We start from the raw sequence: 23867 nt of genomic DNA on the forward strand, positions 1-23867 counted from the left end.
AGCCAGATGGACGATCCGCCCCGGCCCGGGCCGCCGCGCGCTTCGTGGCGGTGCCGGGGGGCGTAGGGTAGGCTTGCGGGCTCCCCGCAATGTCCCTTCCTGCCGTGTCCGAAGCCCAGTCCGAGTCCCGTCCGTACGACCCCGCGGCCGTCGAAGCCGCCGCCCAGCAGTACTGGGACAGCACCCGGGCCTTCGAGGTCCGCGAGGATGACAGCCGGCCGAAGTACTACTGCCTGTCGATGCTGCCGTACCCGTCGGGGGCGCTGCACATGGGCCACGTGCGCAACTACACGATCGGCGACGTCATCAGCCGCTACCAGCGCATGACCGGCAGGAACGTGCTGCAGCCGATGGGCTGGGACGCGTTCGGCCTGCCGGCCGAGAACGCCGCGATCAGGAACAGCACGGCGCCGGCGAAGTGGACCTACGCCAATATCGAGCACATGCGCGGGCAGCTGAAGTCGCTGGGCTACGCGCTCGACTGGTCGCGCGAGTTCGCCACCTGCCAGCCGGACTACTACGTGCACGAACAGCGCATGTTCGTGCGCCTGATGAAGAAGGGCCTGGCCTACCGTCGCAACGCGGTGGTGAACTGGGACCCGGTCGACCAGACCGTGCTGGCCAACGAGCAGGTCGTCGACGGCCGCGGCTGGCGGTCCGGTGCGCTGGTGGAAAAGCGCGAAATCCCGCAGTGGTTCCTCAAGATCACCGACTACGCGCAGGAACTGCTCGACGGCCTCGACGCGCTGCCGGGCTGGCCGGATTCGGTCAAGACCATGCAGCGCAACTGGATCGGCCGCAGCGAGGGCCTGGAAATCGGCTTCCGCGTCGATGGCGAGGCCGAACCGCTGATGGTCTACACCACGCGGCCCGACACGCTGATGGGCGTCACCTTCATCTCGATCGCCGGCGAACATCCGCTGGCGCAGAAGGCCGCGGCGGCGAACCCGGAACTCGCGGCCTTCATCGCCGAACTCAAGCGCGGCGGCGTGTCCGAGGCCGAGATCGAGACCCAGGAAAAGCGCGGCATGGCCACCGGGCAGTGGGCGATCCACCCGCTCACCGGCGAGGACGTGCCGATCTACGTGGCGAATTTCGTGCTGATGGGCTACGGCACCGGCGCGGTCATGGCGGTGCCCGCGCACGACCAGCGCGACTGGGAATTCGCCCGCGCCTACGGGCTGCCGGTGCGCCCGGTGATCGTGCCGGCGGCGGTACGCGATGCGCTGGATGAAGTGGTCGGCGACGTGGCGGTGGATGCCGATCCGTTCCAGGCCGCGCTGGCCGGCGGCTCGGTCGATGCCTACGACACCTCGGTCGCGGTGCGGGTGGTGCGCGAGTACCTCGACGCCATCGAGCAGCAGGGCGCGTACACCGAGCGCGGCACGCTGATCAATTCCGGCGAATACAACGGGATGGACTACGACGCCGCGTTCGCCGCACTGGCCGCGCGCCTCGAGGCGGACGGCAGCGGCCGCCGCAAGGTCAATTTCCGCCTGCGCGACTGGGGCGTCAGCCGCCAGCGCTACTGGGGCTGCCCGATCCCGGTGATCTACTGCCAGGCCTGCGGTGCGGTGCCGGTGCCCGAGGACCAGCTGCCGGTGCTGCTGCCCGAGGACGTGGCGTTCTCCGGCGTGCAGTCGCCGATCAAGGCCGATCCGGAGTGGCGCAGGACCACCTGCCCGCAGTGCGGGGCGGCCGCCGAGCGCGAGACCGACACCTTCGACACCTTCATGGAGTCGAGCTGGTACTACGCGCGCTACACCTCGCCGGGCGCCGCCGACATGGTCGATGCGCGCGCGAAGTACTGGACGCCGGTCGACCAGTACATCGGTGGCGTCGAGCACGCGATCCTGCACCTGCTGTATTTCCGCTTCTACCACAAGCTGTTGCGCGACCAGGGCATGGTGGACAGCGACGAACCCGCGGTGAACCTGCTCACGCAGGGCATGGTGATCGCGGAAACCTACTACCGCGACAACGCCGGCGGCTCGAAGGACTGGATCAACCCCGCCGACGTGGATGTCGAGCGCGACGAGCGCGGCCGCATCACCGGCGCGCGCCTGAAGGCCGACGGCCAGCCGGTGTCGATCGGCGGCGTCGAGAAGATGTCGAAGTCGAAGAACAACGGCGTCGACCCGCGCGCGATGGTCGACCGCTACGGTGCCGATACCGTGCGGCTGTTCTCGATGTTCGCCGCGCCGCCGACGCTGTCGCTGGAGTGGAACGAGGCGGGCGTCGAGGGAATGTCGCGCTTCCTGCGCCGCCTGTGGAGCCAGGTGGAGCGACATGCCGCCGCCGGCCCGGCGCCGGCGTTGGATGCATCGCAGCTCACCCCGGCGCAGAAGACCCTGCGCCGCCAGCTGCACGAGACCATCCAGAAGGTCGGCGACGACTATGGCCGCCGCCACAACTTCAACACCGCGATCGCCGCGGTGATGGAGTTGCTCAACCACGTTGCAAAGTTCAACGAGGACGGCGACAGCGCGCGCGCGCTGCGGCAGGAAGTCTTCGAGGCGATGGTGCTGATGCTCAACCCGATCACGCCGCATGCCAGCCACGCGCTGTGGCAGCTGCTGGGCCACCCGCAGACGCTGCTGGAGGACCACGGCTTCCCGGTGGCCGACCCGCAGGCGCTGGCGCGCGACGCGGTGACCCTGGCGGTGCAGGTCAACGGCAAGCTGCGCGCCACGATCGAGGTCGCGGTGGACGCCGAGCGCCCCGCGATCGAGGCCGCGGCGCTCGACGAACCCGGCGTGTCGCGCTTTCTCGACGGCATGCAGGTGCGCAAGATCATCATCGTTCCCGGCAAGATCGTGAACATCGTCGCCGGCTGACCGCCGGCCTGCTCACGCTGCTCCCCGATTCCCGCTCCCGCCCCACACAGACTCCGGCCATGCGCAGATTCCTCCCGCTCGTCCTGCTTTCGACCCTGCTGCTCGGCGCCTGTGGTTTCCACCTGCGCAGTGCGCTGAGCCTGCCGCCGGACCTCGGCGCGGTCCGGGTGGTGACCCAGGATCCGTACAGCCCGCTGCGTGATGGCCTCGAGCTGGCGTTGCGCCAGGCCGGTGCCGACATCGTGCCGCCGGCCACCGCCGACGTGGCGACGCTCGGCGTGCTGTCCGAGCGCTGGGCGGAGACCCCGCTGTCGGTCGACCAGTTCGGGCGCGCGCAGGAGTACTCGCTGCGCTACGCGGTGGTGTTCCGCCTGCGCGGTGCCGACGGTGCCGACCTGGTGCCGCAGCAGGCGATCGAACTCGCGCGCGACTACACCTCGAGCCCGACCGAGCTGATCGGCACCGAGAGCGAGCGCGAACTCCTCGGCCGCGAGATGCGCCGCGAGATGGTTGCCTCGATCGTGCGCCGCATCGACGGGGCCTCGCGGCAGCCGTAGGGCCGGGCGGGCGATGGAGCTGACCCCGGAACGTCTCGTCGCCCAGCTCGGGCAGGGGCCGCTGCGTCCGGTCTACCTGATCGCGGGTCCGGAAACGCTGCGCGTGCTCGAAGCCGCCGACGCGGTGCGCATCCGCGCGCGCGAGCAGGGCTACGCCGAACGCGAGGTCTTCGAGCCCGAAGGCCGCGACATCGACTGGAACGCGCTCGAGGCCACCCTGCGCGCGCCCAGCCTGTTCGCCGCACGCCGGGTGATCGAGATCCGGCTGCCGACCACCAAGCCCGGCAAGGACGGCGCGAAGGTGATCAGCGAATTCTGTGAGGCCCCGCCCGACGACATCCTGCTGCTGGTGACCGGCGGCGAATGGAGCCGCCAGCACGGCGGCAAGTGGAGCGAGGCAATCGGCCGGGTCGGGCAGATCGCGGTGGCGTGGGGCGTCAAGCCGCACGAGATGCCGGACTGGATCGAACGCCGCCTGCGCCGCCGCGGGGTCAGCGCCGACCGCGATGCCGTGCAGCGGCTGGCGGACCGGGTCGAGGGCAACCTGCTGGCGGCCGCGCAGGAGATCGACAAGCTGGTCCTGCTGGCCGAGGGCGCGACGCTCGACAGCGCACGGATGGACGACCTGGTCGCCGATGCGGCGCGCTTCGACGTGTTCCGGCTGGTGGATGCGGCGCTGTCCGGCCAGGCCGCGCAGGCGGTGCGCATGCTCGCCGGGCTGCGTGCCGAAGGCGAGGCGGTGCCGGCGCTGATGGGCATGGTGGTGATGGAACTGCAGCGCGCGGCGGCACTTGCGCGCGTGCAGGCGCGCGGCGGCAACCTCAATGCGGAGTTCCGCGCGCAGCGGGTGTGGGACTCGAAGCAGGCGGTCTACACCCGCGCCCTGCAGCGGCATCCCGCACCGCGCTGGGACCAGTTCCTGGCCGCGGCCGGGCGCATCGACCGCATCGCCAAGGGGCGAGCGCCCGGCGATGCCTGGCAGGCGCTGGAGCGCCTGCTGGTGGCGGTGGCCGAACCCCGCGCCGCGTCCCTGCTCGCATGACCCGCGCACTGCCCGATGTGGCTGCGGCCCGGCGCCGATGAGCACGTATCCGGGAGCCGGAGCGTTGGCGGGACGCCTGCGTCGGCGGGTAACCGGCGCCCTGGCCCCGACATGTCGGCCGCCCGTGCCGATCCGCGTCGATCCGCGGCGAAAGTGCCTGCCGGGTCGATGACCGTCGCGGACGTCACCAAGGGCGTACAGGAGGAGCCCGCGTCCCTGCTGGTGCTCTACGGCGGCACCTTCGACCCGGTCCACAACGGACATCTCGCCGTGGCGCGAGCCGCGCGCGACCTCCTCGGCGTGCCCGTCCACCTGATGCCGGCTGCCGATCCGCCACACCGCGCCGCACCCGGTGCCGATGCCGCGACCCGCGCCGCGATGCTGGACCTGGCGCTGGCCGGGGAATCGGGGTTGCAGGTGGACCGCCGTGAACTGCAGCGCCCCGGACGCAGCTGGACCGTCGACACCCTCCGCGCGCTGCGGGAGACCGCGCCGCTGAGGCCGGTCGCGTTGCTGCTGGGGGCCGATGGCTTCCGTGGCCTGCCGCAGTGGAAGGAGTGGCAGGCGCTGTTCGCGCTCGCGCATCTCGTGGTCGCCGAGCGCGCGTGCGATCCGCTCGACCGGGATCTGCCGGCTGCGCTGGCCGACGCCGTCGCGGACCGCTGGACCGCGGACCCCGGCGACCTCCGGGCCACGCCCGCGGGGCGGGTGCTGCGGCTGCGCCAGCCGCTGAGTCCGGAATCGGCGACCGAGGTGCGCCGCCGGATCGCCCGTGGCGAGTCCTGGCAGGCGATGGTGCCGCCGGCGGTGGCTGCACGGATCACGACCGACGGCCTGTATGCACACGGTGGCGACGGCGGTGCGCCGTTATAATCCGGCGCAAATCCCAGAGTCCATCGCTTTGACCAGCCCTGCCCAAGTCATCAAGACCCGTCTTCCCACCCCGCCGCCGTCCGTCGATGTCCTGCTCGAGCAGGTACGCGCGGCCACCGAAGAACTGAAGGCGCGCGACGTCGTCGAGCTCGACGTCCGCGGCAAGTCGAGCGTCTGCGACTACATGGTGGTGGCTTCGGGCACCTCCAGTCGCCACGTGAAATCCATCGCCGACGAGGTCGTCCGCTTCGCCAAGAAGCTCGACGTCCAGCCGCTGGGCGTGGAAGGCGAGCGCGAAGCCGAATGGGTGCTGGTGGACCTCGGCGACGTCGTCGTGCACGTCATGCTGCCGCGGGTGCGCGAGTTCTACGCCATCGAGCGTCTGTGGACGGTCGGCGACCAGCCACCCGACACGGGCGCCGCCGCGCGCTGATTGCGCGGTGAAGGCGCGCCTGGTCGCCGTGGGCGAGCGCGCGCCGGGCTGGGTCGCGGACGGGTTCGCCGAATACCGCAAGCGGCTGTCGTACTGGCTGCCGCTGGATCTCGTGGAGATCGAGCCCGGCCTGCGCGGCAAGGGCCGCGACGCCGTGCGTGCGCGGCAGGACGAGGGCGCGCGCGTGCTGGCGGCACTGCCGCGGCAGGCGCAAGTGGTGGCGCTGGATGTCGAGGGTCGGGCGCACTCGTCCGAAGACCTGGCCCGTCGCCTGGAGCACTGGCGCGGGCAGGGCCGCGACCTCGCGGTACTGATTGGTGGCCCGGAAGGGCACGCGCCGGAAGTGCTGGCGCGTGCCGACGAGCGCTGGTCGTTGGGGCCACTGACCCTGCCGCACATGCTGGTGCGGCTGGTCGCGGCCGAGCAGCTCTACCGCGCGGCGGCGATGCTGGCCAACCACCCCTACCACCGCGCGTAGCGCTGCTCAGCCCTCGTCGGCGGCGGTGTCCGGCGCGTCTTCCGGCTTGCGGCCGAGGCCGCCGTGGTCGGGGTCCTGGCCGCGTGGCTTGCCGACGTTTCGTGCGTCGTCACCGTCACGCGGGGTGCGCTCGGCATAGCCGGACTTGTCGGCGTCGTTACCCGCCGGGGTATCCTTGCGGGGGCTGCTGTCGTGCGGATGGTCCGGGCTCATGGGTGCCTCCTCAACGGCCGAGTTCGAAGACCACGTCGAGCGACGCGGACAGGGTGGTTTCACCGGGCGAGACCGGGCTGCTTTCCGCACGCGCGTCCATCGCTGCCATGCGCATCATCGGCATCGGCTGCATGAAGCCGCCGCCCTCGCTGATGCTGACGATCCGCCGCACGCGCAGGCCGAGCGTGTCGGCATACATCGAGGCGCGGGTGCGCGCCAGCTCCAGGGCCTTGCGGCGCGCCTCGTCGTAGACCGCCTCGGGCTGGTCGATCTCGAAGCTGGGGCCGTTGACCTGGTTGGCGCCGTTGGCCACCAGCGCATCCAGCACATCGCCGATGCGCGCGACATCGCGCAGCTTCAGGTTGACGGTGTTGCTGGCCTGGTAACCGGTGATGACCGGGGATTCGTTGTCGACATGCCGGTACTGCGGATGGATGTTGAGCCCGGAGGTCTGCACGTCGCGCTCCTGGATGCCGGCGGCGCGGATCGCGCGCATGACCCGGTTCATCTGTTCGGCGTTGGCGCGCAGCGCGGCATTGGCGTCGGCGGCGCTGGTCACCACGCCGGCGGACAGGGTGGCGACGTCGGGGGTACGGCTGGCCTCGGCGCGGGCGCTGACCGACAGCAGGGTGCTGTCGCTGGCCGCCTGCGGTGTGGCCGGGGCCGACGGGGTCTGGGCACGGGTGGGCATGCTGGTCGCCAAGGTTGCGAGGGCGAGGGCTGCCACCAGGGCGGTGGCGAGCGGGCGAAGTGTCATTGGGGTCTCCGGATGTGCCCGAAAGGGTCGAGCCGCTCCAGTGAACGGGCCGTGAGCCTGAATGGGGTTGACGGCGGCGTGCCAGCGGTGCGCCGGGGTCGCGCGGGTATCCTGTGCGCATGCTGCTGCTTGCCTCGAAATCGCCCCGGCGCCGTGAGCTGCTGGGGCGCCTGGGTGTCCCGTTCGCGGTCCTGGATATCGACATTCCCGAAGTGCGCGCCCCGGGCGAGACGCCGGAGGCCTACGTGCGCCGGGTCGCCCGTGACAAGGCCGGGGCCGGCTGGGCGGCAGCGCCGGCGGGGACCTCCGCGGTGCTCGCCTCCGACACCGAAGTCGTGCTCGACGACCGCGTCTACGGCAAGCCGGTCGACGACCACGATGCCGCATCGATGCTGCGCAGCCTCGCCGGGCGCAGCCATGAGGTGCTGACCGCGGTGGCACTGCGCTCCGCGGCGGACATCGACGAGGTGCTGGTCAGCACCACGGTGACCTTCGACGCTCTCGACGAGCACGCGATCGCCGCCTACGTGGCCACCGGCGAGCCGATGGGCAAGGCTGGCGCCTATGCGATCCAGGGCGGCGCCGAGCGTTTCGTCACCCATCTGGCGGGCAGCTATTCGGCGGTGATGGGCCTGCCGCTGCACGCGACGGCCGGGTTGCTGCGTGCGGCGGGGTTGATGCGATGAAGGCCGGCGGAACTGCGATGATCGTCGGCTTGCGCGCACGCGCGTCTGCCAAGGGATAGGTCGGTATGTCGGAGGAAATCCTGGTCAACGTCACCCCCCGCGAGACCCGCGTGGCGGTGGTCGAGAACGGCATGCTGCAGGAGCTGCACATCGAACGCGGTGCCAGCCGCGGCGTGGTCGGCAATATCTACAAGGGTCGCGTGCAGCGGGTGATGCCGGGCATGCAGGCGGCGTTCGTCGACATCGGCCTGGAGCGCGCCGCGTTCCTGCACGCCAGCGACGTGATGCGCTCGCTGCCGGCGCCGGAGATGGACGCCGAGGCCGGCGCGCTGCCGGTGCCCGCCACGGTGCCGCCGATCGCCGAGCTGCTGCGCGACGGCCAGGACGTGGTGGTGCAGGTGGTCAAGGAGCCGATCGGCACCAAGGGTGCGCGGGTCACCACCCAGATCAGCATTCCCTCGCGGTATCTCGTGCTGCTGCCGCAGTCGAGCGTGGTCGGCATTTCCGCGCGCATCGAGGACGATGGCGAGCGGCGCCGGCTGAAGACGCTGGTGTCGGACCTCGCCCAGAGCAGCGGGCCGTACGGCTACATCGTGCGCACCAATGCCGAGGGCCAGGCGGAGGAAGCGCTCGCCGACGACATCGCCTACCTCGCCCGCGCCTGGGCACTGGTCGGCGAGGCCGCGGCGTCGGCACGCGTGGGCACCTGCGTCTACGAGGACCTCACCCTGCCGATGCGTGCCGTGCGCGACCTGATGCGGCGCGACGTCGACAAGGTGCGGGTGGATTCGCGCGAGACCTACGAGCGCGTGCGCGCCTTCGCCGCGCAGTACATGCCGGCGCTGGCTGACGGTGACGGCGGCCCGCTGGCCGAGCGCATCGAGCACTACGCCGGCGCGCGGCCGATCTTCGACCTGTACGGCGTCGAGGACGAGATCCAGCGCGCGCTCGACAAGCAGGTGCCACTGAAGTCGGGCGGTTACCTGGTCATCGACCAGACCGAGGCGATGACCACCGTCGACGTCAACACCGGCTCGTTCCTGGGCCAGCGCAACCTCGAGGAAACCGTCTACCGGACGAACCTGGAAGCGGCGCAGGCCGTTGCGCGGCAGCTGCGGCTGCGCAACCTCGGCGGGATCATCATCATCGACTTCATCGACATGGTGGATCCCGAGCACCGGCGGCAGGTGCTGCGCACACTGGAGAAATCGCTGCTGCGCGACCACGCCAAGACCACCGTGTACGACTTCTCGCCGCTGGGGCTGGTGGAGATGACCCGCAAGCGCACCGTCGACAGCCTCGAGCGGCAGCTGTCGGAGACCTGCCAGACCTGCGGCGGGCGCGGCATGCTCAAGACCACCGAGACGGTGACCTACGAGGTCTTCCGCGAGATCGTGCGTGCGGTGCGCCAGTTCGAATCCGCACGCCTGCTGGTGATCGCGTCGCCGAAGGTGGTCGCGCGCATCACCGACGAGGAATCCACCGCGGTGGCCGAACTGGAGGAGTTCCTCGGCAAGTCGATCCGCTTCCAGGCCGACGAGCAGTACCTGCAGGAACAGTTCGATGTCGTGCTGCTCTGACCCCGCCACGGTCGTGCCCCTGCGGCGTCGCGGCGCCGCGCGTGCGGGCGCTGGCCGGCCATGGCGCAGGTCCATCGAGTGGTGCGCGGCGTCCGTCCGCGCCTGCATGCAGGCACCCGCGTCGCCAGCCCTGTGCGAGCCTGACAGGTGGCGGCCGGCGTGAGCCCGGTGCGCCGCCATGCGCGCCGTGCCGGCCGCTGGACCTGGTACCTGCTTGCGCTGGTGCTGGTGGTCGTCGCGCTCGCCGGCGGCATCGCCTCGCAGCTGCTGCTGCCGCTGGCCGAGCGCCACCCGGATCGCGTCGCCGCATGGCTGGGTGAGCGTGCGGGACGACCGGTCGGCTTCGATTCGCTCGACACCACCTGGACCCGACGCGGGCCGCTGCTGCAGGTCACCGGGCTGCGCATCGGCGAGGTGGACGCGCCGGTTGCGATCGGCACGGCGGAGATCCTGGTCATGCCGTACACCGGCTGGCTGCCGGGGCGCTCGCTGACCGAACTCCGCCTGCGCGACCTGCACCTGCAGCTCGAGCGGCACGATGACGGCAGCTGGCATGTCCAGGGCCTGCCCGGGCAGGCCGCCGGTGACAGCGACCCCTTCGCCGGACTCGAGCGCATCGGCGAGGTGGTGCTGCGCGATGGCAGCCTCGATATCGTCGCGCCGGGGCTCGGCATCCACACCCATGTGCCACGGATCGACCTGCGGCTGCGGGTCTCGGGCGACCGCGTGCGCGCTGCGGCCAATGCCTGGCGGGTGGAGGCCGATGCCCCGGTCCGGGCGGTGCTGGACCTAGCGCGCGGGAGCGGCGACGGCCGCGCCTGGCTGGGCATCGCCCGGGCGGATCTCGACGGCTGGTCGCCGCTGCTGCGCTACGCCGGGGTGGCGGTGGTCGATGGCCATGGCGATGCCGATGCCTGGGCGACCCTGTCCGGGCGCAGGGTGGTGGCGATGCGCGCCCGCGCGGAGCTCGAGGATGTCGCCCTGCAGGCGGTCAGCGGTGAGAGCGACGAGGCGCGCTTCGAACGGCTCGATGCCGACGTGCAGTGGCAGGCCGGCGATGCCGGCTGGCGGCTGGACGCCGGTCGCCTGCGGCTGACCGCCCATGGCGCCACCCAGTCGCTCGACGGGGCGGTGCTGGGGTCGGGCGCTGTGCTGGCGTTTGCCGCCGACCGCATCGATGCCGGGCCGCTGCTCGCACTGCTGCCGCTGTCGGACCGGCTGTCGCCTTCGCTGCGCAGCTGGCTGCGCGAGGCGTCGCCGCGTGCGGTGCTGCACGACGTGGCGCTGGTGCGCGACGCCGACGGCCGCATGCGCGTGCAGGCGCGCATCGAGGACGCGGGCTTCGTCCCGGTCGGCGAGCGCCCGGGCCTGCTGCGTGCGGGCGGGCGCCTGCGTGGCGACGCCGGGGGGCTGGTGTTCGAGCCCGACCCCGCCACGCGCTGGCGGCTGGACTGGCCGCTCGGCTTCGGCGAGCCGCATGACTTCAGCCTCGACGGCACCATCGCCGCCTGGCGCGACGGGGCCGGCTGGCAGGTGCAGACGCCCGGCCTGCGGATCGCCGGCGACGGCTATGGCGCCCATGTGCGCGGGGGGCTCGGCTTCGCGGCGGGCAGCGGGCGGCCGACGATCGATATCGCCGCCGCCGTCGACGAGGCGGAGATCCCGGTGGCGCGGCGTTTCTGGGTGCGCCATGTGATGTCGGAGGCCACCATCGGCTGGCTGGATGCAGCGCTCGTCGGCGGACGGGTACGCAACGGCCGCGCGGTGGTTTCGGGTGACCTGGATGACTGGCCGTTCCGCGCCACGGCAGGCCGCCCCGCGCCGGGGCTGTTCCACGCCGAGGCGGAGCTGGTGGATGCGCAGGTGCGCTTCCAGCCGGAGTGGCCCGCCGTCGAACGGCTCGACGGCCGGGTGCGTTTCATCGCCAATGGCTTCGACCTGCGCGGACGCGGCGCACTGGCGGGCGTGGACGTGGCGCAGCTGGAGGCGGGCATCGCCGATTTCAGCCAGGCGCCACTGCGCGTCAGCGCGGAGTCGGGCGGTGATATCGCCGCGATGTTCGCGATGCTGCGGCGGACCCCGCTGTACGCCGGCCTGTCGCCGACCCTGGACGGGCTGCGCGCGGCGGGGCCGGCCAACGCGCGCTTCGCGATGGAGCTCGACTTCGGCGAGGCGCCGCTGATCGACGGTGCGGTGCAGTTCGACGGCGTGCGCGTGGCCGAGCAGGCGTGGGGCCTGCAGCTCGACCAGCTGCGCGGACGCCTGCGCTACGACCAGCACGGCTTTGCCGCCCCCGCGCTGCAGGCGCAGATGGACGGCCGTACCGCGCACCTGCGCCTCGCCGCCGGCGAGGGACATGCACGCGATCCGCGGCTGGCTTTCGAGGGCGAACTCGGGGCGGTGGTCGGCATCGGCACGCTGATCGATCGTGTCCAGGCGCTGGAGTGGCTGCACCCGCGCGCCCGCGGACGGTCGGCATGGACGGTGGGGGTCGAGGTACCGCGCGATACCGGTGGCGACGATGCCCCGCCCAGCCTGGTGCTGCGCTCCGACCTGCGTGGCACCACCCTCGACCTGCCGGCGCCGCTTGCGAAGCCTGCCGGGGCGGCCCTGCCTGCCGAAGTGCGCGTCGAACTGCCGCTCGACGGCGGCAACGAACTGGCGGTGCGCCTGGGCCAGCGCATGGCCCTGCGCGCACGCGTGGATGGCGATGCCACCGGCCTTGCGATCGCCCTGGGCGGCGCTGCGGCCACCGCGCCTCCGGCTTCGGGGGTGGTGCTTGGTGGCCGCACCGCCGAATTCGCGGTGATGGACTGGCTGGGGCTGCTCGGGGGCGCAGGCGGGGAGGGCGATGGCGATGGCGAGGGTGGCAGCATGCCGCTGCGGCGCATCGACCTCGCGGTCGACCGCCTGAGCCTGATGGGCGGGAGCTTCCCGGATACCCGCATCCGCGCGGCACCGGCCGCGGGCGGCACCGCGCTCGGTTTCGAGGGGCCGGCGCTGGCCGGATCGCTGCAGTTGCCGGATGGCCGGGGCCCGGTGGTCGGTCGCTTCGAGCGCGTCCACTGGCAGCGCACGCCGCCGGTCGCGGGCGCCGCCGCGCGCGCGCGCGGAGCCGCTCCGGCCGACGACAGCAGCGATCCCGCGCGCCTGCCGGCACTGCAGATCGACGTCGCCGACCTGCGCCTGGGCGACGCCCGCCTGGGCGAGGCCAGCCTGCGCACCCGCCCGGTGGCCGATGGGCTGCAGCTCGAGCGCCTGCAGGTGCGCGCGCCGGGGCAGGCGATCGACGCCACCGGCGAATGGCGCGGCCGCGGCAGCGCCCAGCGCACCCGCGTGCAGCTCGATATCGACAGCCAGGATTACGGCGCCCTGCTGGCCGGCCTCGGCCAGGGCGAACGGCTGCGTGGCGGTAATGGCCGCATCGGCTTCGCGGCCGCCTGGCCCGGCAGCCCGACCGGTTTCCGCGTCGAGGCGCTGGAAGGCCGGCTGTCGCTGCTGGTCAAGGACGGGCAACTGGCCGATGTCGAACCCGGCGCCGGGCGGGTGCTGGGCCTGCTCAGCGTGGCGGAACTGCCGCGTCGCCTGACCCTGGACTTCCGCGATTTCTTCGAGCGTGGCTTCGCCTTCAACCGCATCGGCGGAGAAGTGCATTTTGCCGACGGCCGTGCGCGTGCCCAGGGACTGGCGCTCGACGGGCCGGCGGCGGAGATCCGCATCGGCGGCAGCGCCGACCTGCGCGCGCAGACCTACGACCAGACCATCGACGTGCACCCGCGTTCGGGCAACCTGCTGACCGCGGTCGGTGCCCTGGCGGGCGGGCCGATCGGCGCGGCGGTCGGCGCCGCGGCGGGTTCGGTGCTGCGCCGGCCGTTGGGCGAGATCGGCGCCTCCACCTACCGGGTCACCGGGCCGTGGAGCGATCCGCAGGTCGAGGTGATCCGACGCGAGCCACATCGCGCGGAAACCGATGCGCAACCACCGCCGGACCCGGGCGCGCCCGCGGAGTGACGGCACGGTCCATGCCACCACCGCGGTTGCCCCTGCGCATCCGCGCCCCCATCCTTTGCCGATGACCGATTCCCCGATTGCGCTTGCCCAGTCCCGCCTGCTCGCTCCCGCAGGCCTCGATACCCACCAGCTCGACCAGGCGTTCTCGGCCCTCCTGGGCCCCGGCGTCGATTTCGGCGACCTCTATTTCCAGCACTCGCGGCGCGAGAGCTGGAGCATGGAAGACGGCATCGTCAAGGACGGTGCCCACTCGATCGAACAGGGCGTGGGCGTGCGCGCGATTTCCGGCGAGAAGACCGGCTTCGCCTATTCCGACGACATCGATGCGCAGGCGTTGCTGGTGGCCGCCGGCTCGGCGCGCGCGATCTCGCGCGACGGCCGTGCGGTCGCGCCGCAACGCGTGACGCTGCCGGCCGGCAGTCGCGCACCGCTGTATCCGGCGCTCGATCCGGTCGACAGCCTCGACAACGCCGCCAAGGTGGAAGCGCTGCGTCGCATCGACCGCCTGCTGCGCGCCGCCGACCCGCGCGTGCGCCAGGTGATGGTGAGCCTGTCGGGCACCGTCGACACCATGCTGGTGGCGCGCTCGGACGGCGTGATCGCCGGCGACGTGCGCCCGCTGGTGCGGCTCAACGTGCAGGTGCTGGTGGAACAGGATGGCCGCCGCGAATCCGGCTATGCCGGCTACGGCGGGCGTTACGGTTACGAGGAACTGCTGGCAGATGGCCGCCCCGAGCACTTCGCCCGCGAGGCCTTGCGCCAGGCGCTGGTGAACCTCGACGCGGTGGATGCGCCGGCCGGGATCATGCCGGTGGTGCTGGGCAACGGCTGGCCGGGCGTGCTGCTGCACGAAGCGGTGGGCCATGGTCTCGAAGGCGACTTCAACCGCAAGGGCACCAGCACCTACGCCGGGCGCATCGGCCAGCGGGTGGCGGCACCGGGCGTGACCATCGTCGACGACGGCACCCTGGATGGCCGCCGCGGCTCGCTCAATGTCGACGACGAGGGCACGCCGACGCGCTGCACCACGCTGATCGAGGACGGCGTGCTCGCCGGTTACATGCAGGACACCCACAACGCGCGGCTGATGGGCGTGGCGCCGACGGGCAACGGGCGTCGCGAGTCGTTCGCGCATCTGGTGATGCCGCGCATGACCAACACCTACATGCTCGCCGGCAACGACGACCCGGAAGACATGATCCGCTCGGTGAAGAAGGGCCTGTACGCGGTCAACTTCGGCGGCGGCCAGGTCGACATCACCAGCGGCAAGTACGTGTTCTCGGCCACCGAGGCCTATCTGATCGAGGACGGGCGCATCACCGCGCCGGTCAAGGGCGCGACGCTCATCGGCAACGGCCCGGAGACCATGCGCAAGGTCAGCCGCATCGGCCACGACCTCGCGCTCGACGACGGCGTGGGCGTGTGCGGCAAGGACGGACAGAGCGTGCCGGTCGGCGTGGGCCAGCCGTCGCTGCTGATCGACGGCCTGACGGTGGGTGGCACGCAGGCGTGACTGCGGTGTGCTGCCACGGATCAGCGCGGGTCAACACGGATCGGGGCGATAAAGGCGAGCGCCGTCCTGCGCCCGATCCGCGCACACCCGCGTCAATCCGCGGCTGGAAGCTCCGCCCCGTCCTGCGTCGTGTCTGCAGCCAGCACATCGCGCAGCAGCCGGAACAGTTCGCGATAGGCGTGCGGCGGCCTGTTCTTCGCCCGTTCCTGCGCGGCGTTGCGGATCAGCGTGCGCAGCTGCTGACGGTCGGCATCGGGATGCTCGGCCAGCAGGTCGGCGAGCGCGGTGTCGCCGCCCTCCAGCAGCCGGTCGCGCCAGGTTTCTGCACGGTGCAGCAGCGCGGTTTCCTGTCGCGCGGCCTCGCCGCCGGCATCCATCGCATCGCGGATGGCGTCCAGCGTGTCGTCGTCCTCGCGGCGCATCTGCTTGGCCAGGAACGCCAGCTGGCGCTTGCGCGCGATGTGCGAGGTGATGCGCTGCGCGTCGCGGATATGCGGCAGCAGGTGGTCGGGCAGCGGAAGTTTTTCCAGCTGCGCCGGAGTCATGCCCACCAGTCGTTCGCCCAGTTCCAGCACTTCCAGTGCATCGCGCCGTTGCTGGCTGCGGCTGGGCGAGAGGAATTCGCCGGTTTCGTCGTCGCGTCCGCGCATCGTCGGTCCTGTGTGCAGGGCGGGGTGGATCCCCGGGTCGCCCGCGCGGGCGCGGCGGCGCGGCGGACGTCAATCATCAAAGGATAATCCATTGGACGTAGTGACTTCCCCGAAACACACCGCCGACGACAGCCTCGCGCGGATTGCCGCGCTCGAGGAGGTGGCGCGGCGCGCACTCGACCTGTGCCGCGCACGCGGAGCCAGCCAGGCCGAGGTGTCGTGCTCGGAAGAGCAGGGCCTCAACGTCGGCGTGCGCCTGGGCGAGGTGGAAACGGTCGAGGCCACCCGCGACCGCGGGGTCGCGCTGACCGTCTACTTCGGCCAGCGCAAGGGCAGCGCCAGCACCGCCGACCTGCGCGACGACAGCCTGGTCGCCACCGTCGAGCAGGCCTGTGCGATCGCGCGCTACACCGAGGAGGACCCGGCCGCCGGGCTCGCCGACCCGGCGCTGATGGCGACCTTCCTGCGCGAGTTCGACAGCTGGCACCCCTGGGCGCTGGACGCGGACGAAGCCGTTGAACTGGCACTGGCCTGCGAGCAGGCCGGGCGCGATGCCGATCCCCGGATCGGCAATTCCGACGGTGCCTCGGTGGGCAGTGGCGCGGCGGTCTCGGTGTATGCCAACTCGCACGGGTTCGTCGGCAGCAGCCGCGAGACCCACCACAGCCTCGGCTGTGCGCTGATCGCCGGCCAAGGCGAAGCCATGCAGCGCGATGGCTGGTACACGTTCGCGCTCGCACGCGACGACCTGCAGGCACCTGCAGCAGTGGGGCGCGAGGCCGCGCGGCGCGCGCTGTCGCGGCTGGATCCACGGCCCATTCCGACCGGCGCGATGCCGGTGCTGTTCTCGACCGAGATGGCGCGTTCGCTCGTCGGCCACCTGCTGGGTGCGGTGTCGGGCGGCGCGCTGTACCGGCGTGCGAGCTTCCTGCTCGACAGCCTTGGTGAGCAGTTGTTCCCCGACTGGTTCGCAATCCACGAGCGCCCGTTCCTGCCCCGCGGCCTGCGCTCGACGTCATTCGACGACGAGGGCGTGGCGACGCGCGAGTCGGCGCTGGTCGAGGCCGGCGTGCTGCAGCGCTACGTCCTCGGCAGCTATTCCGCGCGCAAGCTCGGCCTCGTGACCACCGGCAATGCCGGCGGCGTGCACAACCTCGAGGTGGCCGCCAATGCCGGCAACCTGGCCTCGATGCTGCGCGACATGGGACGTGGCCTGCTGGTCACCGAGCTGATGGGCCAGGGCGTCAACAACGTGACCGGCGACTATTCGCGCGGTGCGGCAGGCTTCTGGGTGGAGAACGGCGTGATCGTGCACGCGGTCGACGGCATCACCATCGCCGGCAACCTGCGCGACATGTTCCGCGACATCCGCGCGGTCGGCAGCGACCGTGATCCGCGCTCGCATATCGGCACCGGGCCGATCCTGCTGGACCGGATGACCGTCGCCGGCGGCGAATGACGTTAGGCTGTCGGACGGAGCACCTCTCCGTCGCCCGCGTGGTTGGCGCCGTCGCGCGGGCACTGCACCCGCGCGCCTGGGGAACGACATGAACGCACCGTACGACCACGACGCACCCACGCCCGTCAGCACCAGCGGCATCGCCGCGGATCAGCGCCAATGGGCGATGTTCGCCCACCTGTCCGCGTTGCTCGGCGGGCTCGTCACCGCCGGCTGGGCAGGGGGCGTGGGCTGCTTCCTCGGGCCGCTGGTGATCTGGCTGATGAAGCGCGAGACCATGCCGTTCGTCGGCGACCAGGCGAAGGAAGCGCTGAATTTCAACATCACCGTCGCCGCGATCATGCTGGTGCTGTTCCTGGTCGGCATCTTCACTTTCGGCATCGGCTTCCTGCTGACCGTGCCGCTGATGGTGATCGTCGCGCTGGTGTCGCTGGTCTTCATCATCATCGCCGCGATCAAGGCAAACGACGGCGTGGCGTACCGCTATCCGTTCGCGATCCGCTTGGTGAAATGACGCAGCGCGCGCCTGCGCGCATAGGTCGTCGGTTGGGTTGGACCGCGTTGCAGGCGGTCCCATGATGGTGGCCGGGGGCGCGATGTCCGCGCCCGGCAGGAGACCGTCATGGCACATGTCCAATCCATCACCACCTCCAATGAGCGCGGCTGGGCCATGGCCGCGCACCTCACCGCCCTGGTGCTGGCACTGATGACCAGCTGGCTGGTCGGCGTTGCCGGGGTGGTCGGGGCCGGGGCGATCTGGCTGCTCAAGCGCGACGACTCGCCATTCATCGCCCGCCACGCGCGCGAGGCGGTCAACTTCAACCTCAGCATGCTGATCTATGCCGCGGTGGCCTGCGGCATCGCCGCGGCGCTGGTCGGGTTGACCGTGCTGACCCTGGGACTGGGCGTGATCCTGACCCTGCCGGCCGGTCTGGCGCTGCTGATGGTGATCGTCGCGATCGCGCTGATGTGGCTGGTGTGCAGCATCATCGCCGCGGTCAGGGCGTGGAACGGCGAGGAGTACCGCTATCCGCTGACCATCCGCCTGCTGGACTGAGGGGCTTTGAAACACGCCCGCGCGCTGGCGCCTTCGGCGTCCGTCACCCGCCGCGTGATCAGTTGTTGCGGGTAATCGCGTGGCGCCCGAGTGCCGCCAGCGCCGATGCGCGCTCGCCGAACGGGGCGAGCGCCGCGTCCATCGTCGTCGCCAGTGACTGCAGGCGGGCGCGCGAGGCGTCGACGCCGATCAGCGCCGGGAACGTGGCCTTGTCCTGCGCCGCATCCTTGCCGGCGGTCTTGCCGAGGGTGCTGCTGTCGGACTCGACATCGAGCAGGTCGTCGCGGATCTGGAAGGCAAGCCCCAGCGCATCGGCAAACGTATCCAGTCGTGCGGCGGTCTGCGCGTCCACATCCGCAGCAAGCGCACCCAGCCGCACCGCGGCACGCAGCAGCGCGCCGGTCTTCATCGCATGCAGGCGTTCGAGTGCCTCGATATGGGGCACACCGTTGCCGGTAGCGGCGAGATCGCGCGCCTGGCCGCCACACATGCCGCCAGCACCTGCCGCCACCGCGAGCTCGCGCAGCATCGCCACCCGCGCGGCTGCGGGCTGCGGGGCATCGGCGAGCACCGCGAATGCCAGCGACTGCAGTGCATCGCCGCACAGCACCGCGGTGCCCTCGTCGAACGCCACGTGCACGGTCGGCTGGCCGCGCCGCAGCGCGTCGTCGTCCATCGAGGGCAGGTCGTCGTGGACCAGCGAATAGGCGTGGATCAGTTCGACGGCGGCCGCCGCCGGATCCAGTGCGTCTTCGGCGGCTCCGAACGCGGTGCCGGTGGCGTACACCAGCAGCGGACGCATGCGCTTGCCGCCGAGCAGGGTGGCGTGGCGCATCGACGCCAGCAGGCGCGGCTCGCTACCGACGAGCGGGTCCAGCGCGCTGCCGATGGCATCGTCGGCGCGCTGGCGCCAGGCATCGAAACGGCCGGAAACGGCCGCGGGCGTCTCAGACATCGTCGCCGGCGGCGGGAAACGGTTCGCCATTGCCGGGCTGGCCGGGGTCGCTCAACAGGCGCACGCGCAGTTCGGCCTGTTCCAGTGCCTGCTGGCAACGGCGATACAGGCCCACGCCGCGCTCGTAGGCGGCCAGTGAATCCTCGAGACTGAGTTCACCGTCCTCCATGCGCTCCACCAGCGCTTCGAGCTGTTCGAGCGACTGCTCGAAATCGCTCACCGGCGAGGTGCTGTCGGCGCCGTCGGCGGGGAGGGCGGGGTCGGAAGTCTGCTTGCGTGCCATGCGCGCATTCTAGGCCGAATCGGCCGCCGCTTCGTGACCGCGGGCTGGCCTACGGGGGTCAGCGGCGCGCCGGCGGCGTCCAGTGCAGGCGTGCGTTGCGTGCCTGCAGCCACGCGTCCAGCGCGGCCGCGACCACGCGGTCGCCGGCGGCGAGGAGTTCGCCACCAGGCGTGGACAGCAGCGGCAGCTGCGCGCGTTCCCAGCGCGGCACGTCGAGCATCTGCAGTATCTGTTTCAGGCTGTGGTGATGGTCCCGCCCGGGCAGCCGGATGCGCTCGCCGCCGCGGCGCGCATGCACCCGCAACGGCACATCGAAGCGGGTTGGGCCCCCGGCCTCGAGCTGCAACCTGCCGCCATCGGGCAGTGCCAGCGGCGCGGCGCCATCCCATTCGAGATCGAGCTCCGCGCACAGCGGCACCTGCAGCGGCGCGGCGTGCAGCAGGTCGCGCCAGCGCTGCACCCGCGTGCCGGCGTAGTCGAAACAGGCATCGCCATCGCGCGCACCACCGGCGAGCATCCGTTCGATCTGCATCACGCCTTCGGCCGGCAGCGGCGGCAGCCCGAGCGTCGCGATCCAGTGCCGCAGCACGCGGGCACGGCGCGCCGACGGCAGCCCGCGCAGGGCATCCAGGCGCAACACCGCAGGAACATCGGTGCGTGCAGTGGCCATCGCAGCGGCATCGTCATCGGCCAGCAGGTCGCAGGCCTGCGCCGCGAGGCCCGCGCTGCGGGCGAGGCTTCCGGTGGCATGCGGCCAGCGTTCGCGCAGCCGGGGCAGCACCGCATGGCGCAGGAAGTTGCGGTCGGGGTCGAGCGCGGCATTGCTGGTGTCCTCGATCCACGCCAGCCCACGGGTGCGTGCGACCTGCAACACGTGCGCACGCGGCGTCGCCAGCAACGGGCGCCACAGCCAGCCCGCGCCATGTGCGCGCCACGGGCGCATGGCCGCCAGCCCCTCCACGCCGGACGCCCGCAGCGCGCGCAGCAGGAAGGTTTCCGCCTGGTCATCCAGATGGTGGGCCAGCGCGAGGATGTCGCCGGGCTGCAGCTGCGCCGCGAACGCGGCGTAACGTGCGCTACGCGCGGCCGCCTCGAGACCGCACCCCTCATCGGGCTGCACGTGGGCGCGGTGGATCTCCAGCGGTACGTCGAGCGCCGCGCAGACGTGCTGCGCATGCGCGGCCCAGTCGTCGGCGGCTGCGTGCAGGCCGTGGTGCACATGCACTGCACGCAGGCCGCGCGCGCGCGCGTCGGGATCGCCGGCAAGGCGGTGCAGCAGCACGGTGGAATCGAGCCCGCCGCTGAAACCGACCACGACCGGCGCGGCGGCGCTAGGCGGGATCCACAGTGGCAGGTCGACGGTGGACGCGGACATTCGCGCATGGTGCCACGCGCGCGACGCTGCGATCCGCGATGCGCATCTTGCGGTCAACCGGCTTCGCCTAGAGTGCGCTGTCCTCATGCGGGAGTCCTCGATGACCCGGTTGTTCGCACCGCTCGCCCAACGCTCCATCGTCATGCGCAACCGCATCGCGGTGTCGCCGATGTGCCAGTACAGCGCCACCGACGGCGTGCCCGACGCATGGCATCTCGTCCACCTGGGCAGCCGCGCGGTCGGCGGTGCGGGCGTGGTGATGGCCGAGGCCACCGCGGTGTCGCCGGAGGGGCGCATCTCTCCGGCCGATACCGGGCTGTGGAGCGTCGCGCAGGCGCAGGCATGGGCGCCGGTTGCCGCGTTCGCGCGTGCGCACGGCGCGGTGCCTGCGGTGCAGCTCGCGCACGCCGGCCGCAAGGCCAGTACGCAGGTGCCATGGTTGGGCCGCCTGGCGGTCCGGCCGGAGGACGGTGGCTGGCAGGTCGTGGCACCCTGCGGGGGCGCGTACGACGCCGGCTATCCGGAGCCCGTAGCGCTCGATGCCGCAGGCATCGGCAGGGTCATCGACGACTTCCGTGCCGCCGCACGGCGCGCGCTGGATGCCGGCTTCGAGCTGGTCGAGATCCACGCCGCGCATGGTTACCTGCTGCACCAGTTCCTCTCGCCGCTGACCAATCATCGCGACGATGCCTGGGGCGGGGACTTCGAAGGGCGGATCCGGCTGACGCTGGAAGTGATCGCCGCGGTGCGCGAGGTATGGCCGGAGCGCCTGCCGCTGTGGCTGCGGATCTCGGCAACCGACTGGGCCGACGACGGCTGGGACCTCGAGCAGAGCATCGCGCTGTGCAGGCAGCTGGGCGATGCCGGCGTGGACCTGGTCGATGTGTCCAGCGGCGGGCTGGTGCCCTGGCAGCGGATCGAGGTCGGCCCGGGTTACCAGGTGCCATTTGCCGGCGAGATCCGCCGCGCCAGCGGCATTTCCACCGGTGCGGTCGGGCTGATCACCAGCGCCACGCAGGCCGAGGACGTGCTGGCCCGCGAGGACGCCGACATGGTGCTGCTGGGCCGCGAACTGCTGCGCGACCCGTACTTCCCGCAGCACGCGGCACGCGAGCTGGGCGCCGATCTCCCGGTACCGGTGCAGTACGCCCGGGCGTGGTGAGGGGCCTCAGGGGTTCTGGCCGGGCCCAGTGCGGAGAATATCGGTGACGTCGAAGTAGAACGACCGCTTCCGCCCATTGTTCATGCGTACGTCGAGCCGGTCGTACGAACGGCCATCGTGTTGCACGACCGACTGGCGCCGCACCTCGCGCACGCCCAGCACATGACGGGCCAGCACGTACTCGTTGGAAGCCAGGCATGTCCGGAAGGCGCGGGCAGGGGACGCGCCGTCGCGTCCTTCGATCATCATCTCAAGCAACGCCGTTGCATAGGCGCGCCGGTCAGCGTGTCGCGCCGTATCGCCGGCGGCTTCAGCAAGTACCGCGAGCAGGAATTGCAATTCAAGCGACGGGAGTGCATCCAGGTCACCAAACTGCTCGGCGAGCTGGTCCAGGGTCGGCTGCGCGGCCGCGACAACGTCAGGTCCGGTCACGACGTTGCTTATCTCATCGATCGCGCCAAGCACGGCCAGATCGACGAGTCCGGGAAGCATCGGGCGGGTACCGACGCGTTCGCAGTCTGCAAGTGCGGCCTCCCGGTAAATCGTTGCCTCACCAGGTGGTGTTACCGGATCGCCTGCAAAGGCCGGCGACACGAAGAGTGCCGCAACGAGCGGCGTAACGAGTTTAGGCCGCACGGTTGTCCGGCTTGCGCGCAGGGTGCCAGCCATTTCGTACCTCCGTGTCGTGCTGATGGTTTTCCCGGCGTGCGTGGCGCTCCTCAGGCCGCCTCGTACGCCCCGTAGCCGCGCAGGCGCTCGTAGCGGCGCTGCAGGAGGTCGGGCAGCGGCAGCGCCTCGAGGGCGTCGAGTTCGTTGAGCAGCACCGACTTCAGGCGGATCGCGGTCTGGCGCGGATTGCGGTGCGCGCCGCCGATCGGTTCGCGGATCACCTTGTCCACCAGGCCCAGCCCGTGCAGGCGGCGCGCGGTCAGACCCAGTTGCTCGGCGGCGTCGCGCGCCTTGCCGGCGTCCTTCCACAGGATCGATGCACAGCCTTCCGGGGAGATCACCGAATAGGTGCTGTACTCGAACATCAGCGTGCGGTCGCCGACGCCGATGGCGAGCGCGCCGCCGGAGCCGCCTTCGCCGATCACCGTGCAGATGATCGGCGTCTTCAGCTCGGCCATCTCCATCAGGTTGCGGGCGATGGCTTCGGACTGCCCGCGCTCCTCGGCGCCGATGCCGGGATAGGCGCCCGGGGTGTCGATGAAGGTCAGCAGTGGCAGGCCGAAGCGCTCGGCCATCTTCATCAGCCGCAGCGCCTTGCGGTAACCCTCCGGGCGCGGCATGCCGAAGTTGCGGCGTACCTTGGACTTGGTGTCGCGGCCCTTCTGGTGGCCGATGATCATCACGCTGCGGCCGTTGATGCGGCCCAGGCCACCGACGATGGCGTGATCGTCGGCGTAGGCGCGATCACCGGCGAGTTCCTGGAACTCGTCGCAGATATGGCGGATGTAGTCGTGGGTGTAGGGCCGGGCAGGGTGGCGCGCGAGCTGCGACACCTGCCACGGAGTGAGGTCGCGGAAGATCTGCGCGGTGCGGCGGCGCAGCTTCTCCTGCAGCGCGTGCACTTCGTTGTCGACGTTCACCGCGGGGCCGGCACTGGCCTGGCGCAGTTCCTGGATCTTGGCTTCGAGGTCGGCGATGGGCTGCTCGAAGTCGAGGTAGTTCGGGTTCATCTGATACCGGGGCCCGGAAACAATCGCGAGAGTCTATCCGACCGCCTGCCACGGCACCGTACCCCGGCGTGTCGTCACGCGCGAACGACCACCGCGACGGGCAGACACCGTCACCCGCACGTGACGCGGCTTCTGGTGCCGTTGCCAGCCTCCGTACCGCCGGGACATCGGCCTCGACGAGGTCGCGAACAGGGGTTTTTAGAGATCGACGACCGCATCACCCTGCGTACCGCCTGCCGGATGGTCCGGACCCTTTGCCGACCCGAT

22 protein-coding genes are annotated in these 23867 nt (G+C 71.4%); 14 read left to right on the forward strand and 8 right to left on the reverse strand.

The annotated features are described in order from the left end of the window. The first annotated feature begins 89 nt into the window (after nt 1–89). From leuS to rlmH, 6 genes are all read left to right on the forward strand, one after another. Nucleotides 90–2837, forward strand: a complete 2748-nt coding sequence (gene leuS / locus ERL55_RS05615; RefSeq protein WP_129135548.1) for a leucine--tRNA ligase — start codon at nt 90–92, stop codon at nt 2835–2837. Between the two features lie 59 nt (nt 2838–2896). Next, nucleotides 2897–3394, forward strand: a complete 498-nt coding sequence (gene lptE / locus ERL55_RS05620) for an LPS assembly lipoprotein LptE (protein ID WP_129135549.1) — start codon at nt 2897–2899, stop codon at nt 3392–3394. A gap of 13 nt (nt 3395–3407) precedes the next feature. Beyond that, nucleotides 3408–4436: a DNA polymerase III subunit delta gene (gene holA / locus ERL55_RS05625; RefSeq protein ID WP_129135550.1), complete on the forward strand. Its 1029-nt coding sequence runs from the start codon at nt 3408–3410 to the stop codon at nt 4434–4436. Nucleotides 4437–4604: 168 nt separating this feature from the next. After that, a complete protein-coding gene (gene nadD / locus ERL55_RS05630; protein WP_129135551.1) occupies nt 4605–5309 on the forward strand; it encodes a nicotinate-nucleotide adenylyltransferase in 705 nt (234 codons plus the stop codon). A gap of 28 nt (nt 5310–5337) precedes the next feature. Then, nucleotides 5338–5742 carry a ribosome silencing factor gene (gene rsfS, locus ERL55_RS05635; RefSeq protein ID WP_129135552.1) on the forward strand — a complete coding sequence of 135 codons (405 nt, stop codon included), beginning with the start codon at nt 5338–5340 and terminating at the stop codon, nt 5740–5742. A gap of 7 nt (nt 5743–5749) precedes the next feature. Further along, the gene (rlmH, locus tag ERL55_RS05640) at nt 5750–6220 is read left to right on the forward strand and encodes a 23S rRNA (pseudouridine(1915)-N(3))-methyltransferase RlmH (protein WP_129135553.1); all 471 of its coding nucleotides are present in this window, start codon (nt 5750–5752) and stop codon (nt 6218–6220) included. Between the two features lie 6 nt (nt 6221–6226). Here rlmH and ERL55_RS05645 read toward each other — a convergent pair whose 3' ends face one another. Beyond that, nucleotides 6227–6433 (reverse strand): hypothetical protein, encoded by a 207-nt coding sequence (locus ERL55_RS05645; protein ID WP_129135554.1) that lies wholly within the window; start codon nt 6431–6433, stop codon nt 6227–6229. Between the two features lie 10 nt (nt 6434–6443). Beyond that, the gene (locus ERL55_RS05650; protein WP_129135555.1) at nt 6444–7190 is read right to left on the reverse strand and encodes an SIMPL domain-containing protein; all 747 of its coding nucleotides are present in this window, start codon (nt 7188–7190) and stop codon (nt 6444–6446) included. Nucleotides 7191–7309: 119 nt separating this feature from the next. Between ERL55_RS05650 and ERL55_RS05655 the strand changes: the two genes are divergently transcribed. From ERL55_RS05655 to tldD, 4 genes are all read left to right on the forward strand, one after another. After that, complete coding sequence (locus tag ERL55_RS05655) at nt 7310–7876, forward strand: Maf family nucleotide pyrophosphatase (protein ID WP_129135556.1); 567 nt, start codon at nt 7310–7312, stop codon at nt 7874–7876. A gap of 65 nt (nt 7877–7941) precedes the next feature. After that, on the forward strand, nt 7942–9456 hold the full coding sequence (gene rng / locus ERL55_RS05660; RefSeq protein WP_129135557.1) for a ribonuclease G: 1515 nt from the start codon (nt 7942–7944) through the stop codon (nt 9454–9456). 159 nt (nt 9457–9615) lie between these two features. Continuing rightward, nucleotides 9616–13467 carry a YhdP family protein gene (locus tag ERL55_RS05665; protein WP_164972123.1) on the forward strand — a complete coding sequence of 1284 codons (3852 nt, stop codon included), beginning with the start codon at nt 9616–9618 and terminating at the stop codon, nt 13465–13467. A 61-nt stretch (nt 13468–13528) separates the two neighbouring features. Then, nucleotides 13529–14980: a metalloprotease TldD gene (gene tldD / locus ERL55_RS05670; RefSeq protein WP_129135559.1), complete on the forward strand. Its 1452-nt coding sequence runs from the start codon at nt 13529–13531 to the stop codon at nt 14978–14980. Between the two features lie 92 nt (nt 14981–15072). Here the strand turns inward: tldD and yjgA are convergent, their stop codons facing one another. Continuing rightward, nucleotides 15073–15630 carry a ribosome biogenesis factor YjgA gene (gene yjgA / locus ERL55_RS05675; protein WP_129135560.1) on the reverse strand — a complete coding sequence of 186 codons (558 nt, stop codon included), beginning with the start codon at nt 15628–15630 and terminating at the stop codon, nt 15073–15075. Between the two features lie 91 nt (nt 15631–15721). On the opposite strand from yjgA, the gene pmbA reads away from it, so the two are divergent. The 3 genes from pmbA to ERL55_RS05690 all read left to right on the forward strand — a co-directional run bounded on the left by pmbA (nt 15722) and on the right by ERL55_RS05690 (nt 18146). Continuing rightward, nucleotides 15722–17089, forward strand: coding sequence for a metalloprotease PmbA (gene pmbA, locus ERL55_RS05680; protein WP_241685852.1), 1368 nt, complete (start codon nt 15722–15724; stop codon nt 17087–17089). 88 nt (nt 17090–17177) lie between these two features. Further along, nucleotides 17178–17603 (forward strand): DUF4870 domain-containing protein, encoded by a 426-nt coding sequence (locus tag ERL55_RS05685; protein ID WP_255683403.1) that lies wholly within the window; start codon nt 17178–17180, stop codon nt 17601–17603. 108 nt (nt 17604–17711) lie between these two features. Continuing rightward, entirely contained in the window at nt 17712–18146 is a 435-nt protein-coding gene (locus ERL55_RS05690; RefSeq protein ID WP_129135562.1) for a DUF4870 domain-containing protein, read from the forward strand. Between the two features lie 58 nt (nt 18147–18204). Here ERL55_RS05690 and ERL55_RS05695 read toward each other — a convergent pair whose 3' ends face one another. Genes ERL55_RS05695 through tilS form a run of 3 tightly spaced genes read right to left on the reverse strand, consistent with a single transcriptional unit; the run spans nt 18205 to nt 20759 of the window. Beyond that, nucleotides 18205–19101, reverse strand: a complete 897-nt coding sequence (locus ERL55_RS05695) for a farnesyl diphosphate synthase (RefSeq protein ID WP_129135563.1) — start codon at nt 19099–19101, stop codon at nt 18205–18207. Continuing rightward, nucleotides 19094–19384 carry an exodeoxyribonuclease VII small subunit gene (locus ERL55_RS05700; protein WP_129135564.1) on the reverse strand — a complete coding sequence of 97 codons (291 nt, stop codon included), beginning with the start codon at nt 19382–19384 and terminating at the stop codon, nt 19094–19096. The genes ERL55_RS05695 and ERL55_RS05700 overlap by 8 nt, the downstream gene beginning before the upstream one ends. A gap of 58 nt (nt 19385–19442) precedes the next feature. Continuing rightward, nucleotides 19443–20759 carry a tRNA lysidine(34) synthetase TilS gene (gene tilS, locus ERL55_RS05705; RefSeq protein ID WP_129135565.1) on the reverse strand — a complete coding sequence of 439 codons (1317 nt, stop codon included), beginning with the start codon at nt 20757–20759 and terminating at the stop codon, nt 19443–19445. Between the two features lie 100 nt (nt 20760–20859). Between tilS and ERL55_RS05710 the strand changes: the two genes are divergently transcribed. Beyond that, nucleotides 20860–21921: an NADH:flavin oxidoreductase/NADH oxidase gene (locus ERL55_RS05710; RefSeq protein WP_129135566.1), complete on the forward strand. Its 1062-nt coding sequence runs from the start codon at nt 20860–20862 to the stop codon at nt 21919–21921. A gap of 6 nt (nt 21922–21927) precedes the next feature. Here ERL55_RS05710 and ERL55_RS05715 read toward each other — a convergent pair whose 3' ends face one another. Beyond that, the gene (locus tag ERL55_RS05715) at nt 21928–22590 is read right to left on the reverse strand and encodes a hypothetical protein (protein WP_129135567.1); all 663 of its coding nucleotides are present in this window, start codon (nt 22588–22590) and stop codon (nt 21928–21930) included. A gap of 50 nt (nt 22591–22640) precedes the next feature. Further along, nucleotides 22641–23600: an acetyl-CoA carboxylase carboxyltransferase subunit alpha gene (locus ERL55_RS05720; RefSeq protein WP_129135568.1), complete on the reverse strand. Its 960-nt coding sequence runs from the start codon at nt 23598–23600 to the stop codon at nt 22641–22643. Nucleotides 23601–23867 lie beyond the last annotated feature (267 nt).

Source organism: Luteimonas sp. YGD11-2, from assembly GCF_004118975.1.
In the GTDB taxonomy this organism is placed as follows: domain Bacteria; phylum Pseudomonadota; class Gammaproteobacteria; order Xanthomonadales; family Xanthomonadaceae; genus Luteimonas; species Luteimonas muca.

Bases quoted from the DNA above. Each gene is read 5' to 3' on its own strand.
- leuS (WP_129135548.1), top strand. From the start codon at position 90: ATGTCCCTTCCTGCCGTGTCCGAAGCCCAGTCCGAGTCCCGTCCGTAC.
- lptE (WP_129135549.1), top strand. From the start codon at position 2,897: ATGCGCAGATTCCTCCCGCTCGTCCTGCTTTCGACCCTGCTGCTCGGC.
- holA (WP_129135550.1), top strand. From the start codon at position 3,408: ATGGAGCTGACCCCGGAACGTCTCGTCGCCCAGCTCGGGCAGGGGCCG.
- nadD (WP_129135551.1), top strand. From the start codon at position 4,605: ATGACCGTCGCGGACGTCACCAAGGGCGTACAGGAGGAGCCCGCGTCC.
- ERL55_RS05645 (WP_129135554.1), bottom strand. From the start codon at position 6,433: ATGAGCCCGGACCATCCGCACGACAGCAGCCCCCGCAAGGATACCCCG.
- ERL55_RS05650 (WP_129135555.1), bottom strand. From the start codon at position 7,190: ATGACACTTCGCCCGCTCGCCACCGCCCTGGTGGCAGCCCTCGCCCTC.
- ERL55_RS05655 (WP_129135556.1), top strand. From the start codon at position 7,310: ATGCTGCTGCTTGCCTCGAAATCGCCCCGGCGCCGTGAGCTGCTGGGG.
- rng (WP_129135557.1), top strand. From the start codon at position 7,942: ATGTCGGAGGAAATCCTGGTCAACGTCACCCCCCGCGAGACCCGCGTG.
- tldD (WP_129135559.1), top strand. From the start codon at position 13,529: ATGACCGATTCCCCGATTGCGCTTGCCCAGTCCCGCCTGCTCGCTCCC.
- yjgA (WP_129135560.1), bottom strand. From the start codon at position 15,630: ATGCGCGGACGCGACGACGAAACCGGCGAATTCCTCTCGCCCAGCCGC.
- ERL55_RS05685 (WP_255683403.1), top strand. From the start codon at position 17,178: ATGAACGCACCGTACGACCACGACGCACCCACGCCCGTCAGCACCAGC.
- ERL55_RS05690 (WP_129135562.1), top strand. From the start codon at position 17,712: ATGGCACATGTCCAATCCATCACCACCTCCAATGAGCGCGGCTGGGCC.
- ERL55_RS05695 (WP_129135563.1), bottom strand. From the start codon at position 19,101: ATGTCTGAGACGCCCGCGGCCGTTTCCGGCCGTTTCGATGCCTGGCGC.
- ERL55_RS05700 (WP_129135564.1), bottom strand. From the start codon at position 19,384: ATGGCACGCAAGCAGACTTCCGACCCCGCCCTCCCCGCCGACGGCGCC.
- tilS (WP_129135565.1), bottom strand. From the start codon at position 20,759: ATGTCCGCGTCCACCGTCGACCTGCCACTGTGGATCCCGCCTAGCGCC.
- ERL55_RS05710 (WP_129135566.1), top strand. From the start codon at position 20,860: ATGACCCGGTTGTTCGCACCGCTCGCCCAACGCTCCATCGTCATGCGC.
- ERL55_RS05715 (WP_129135567.1), bottom strand. From the start codon at position 22,590: ATGGCTGGCACCCTGCGCGCAAGCCGGACAACCGTGCGGCCTAAACTC.
- ERL55_RS05720 (WP_129135568.1), bottom strand. From the start codon at position 23,600: ATGAACCCGAACTACCTCGACTTCGAGCAGCCCATCGCCGACCTCGAA.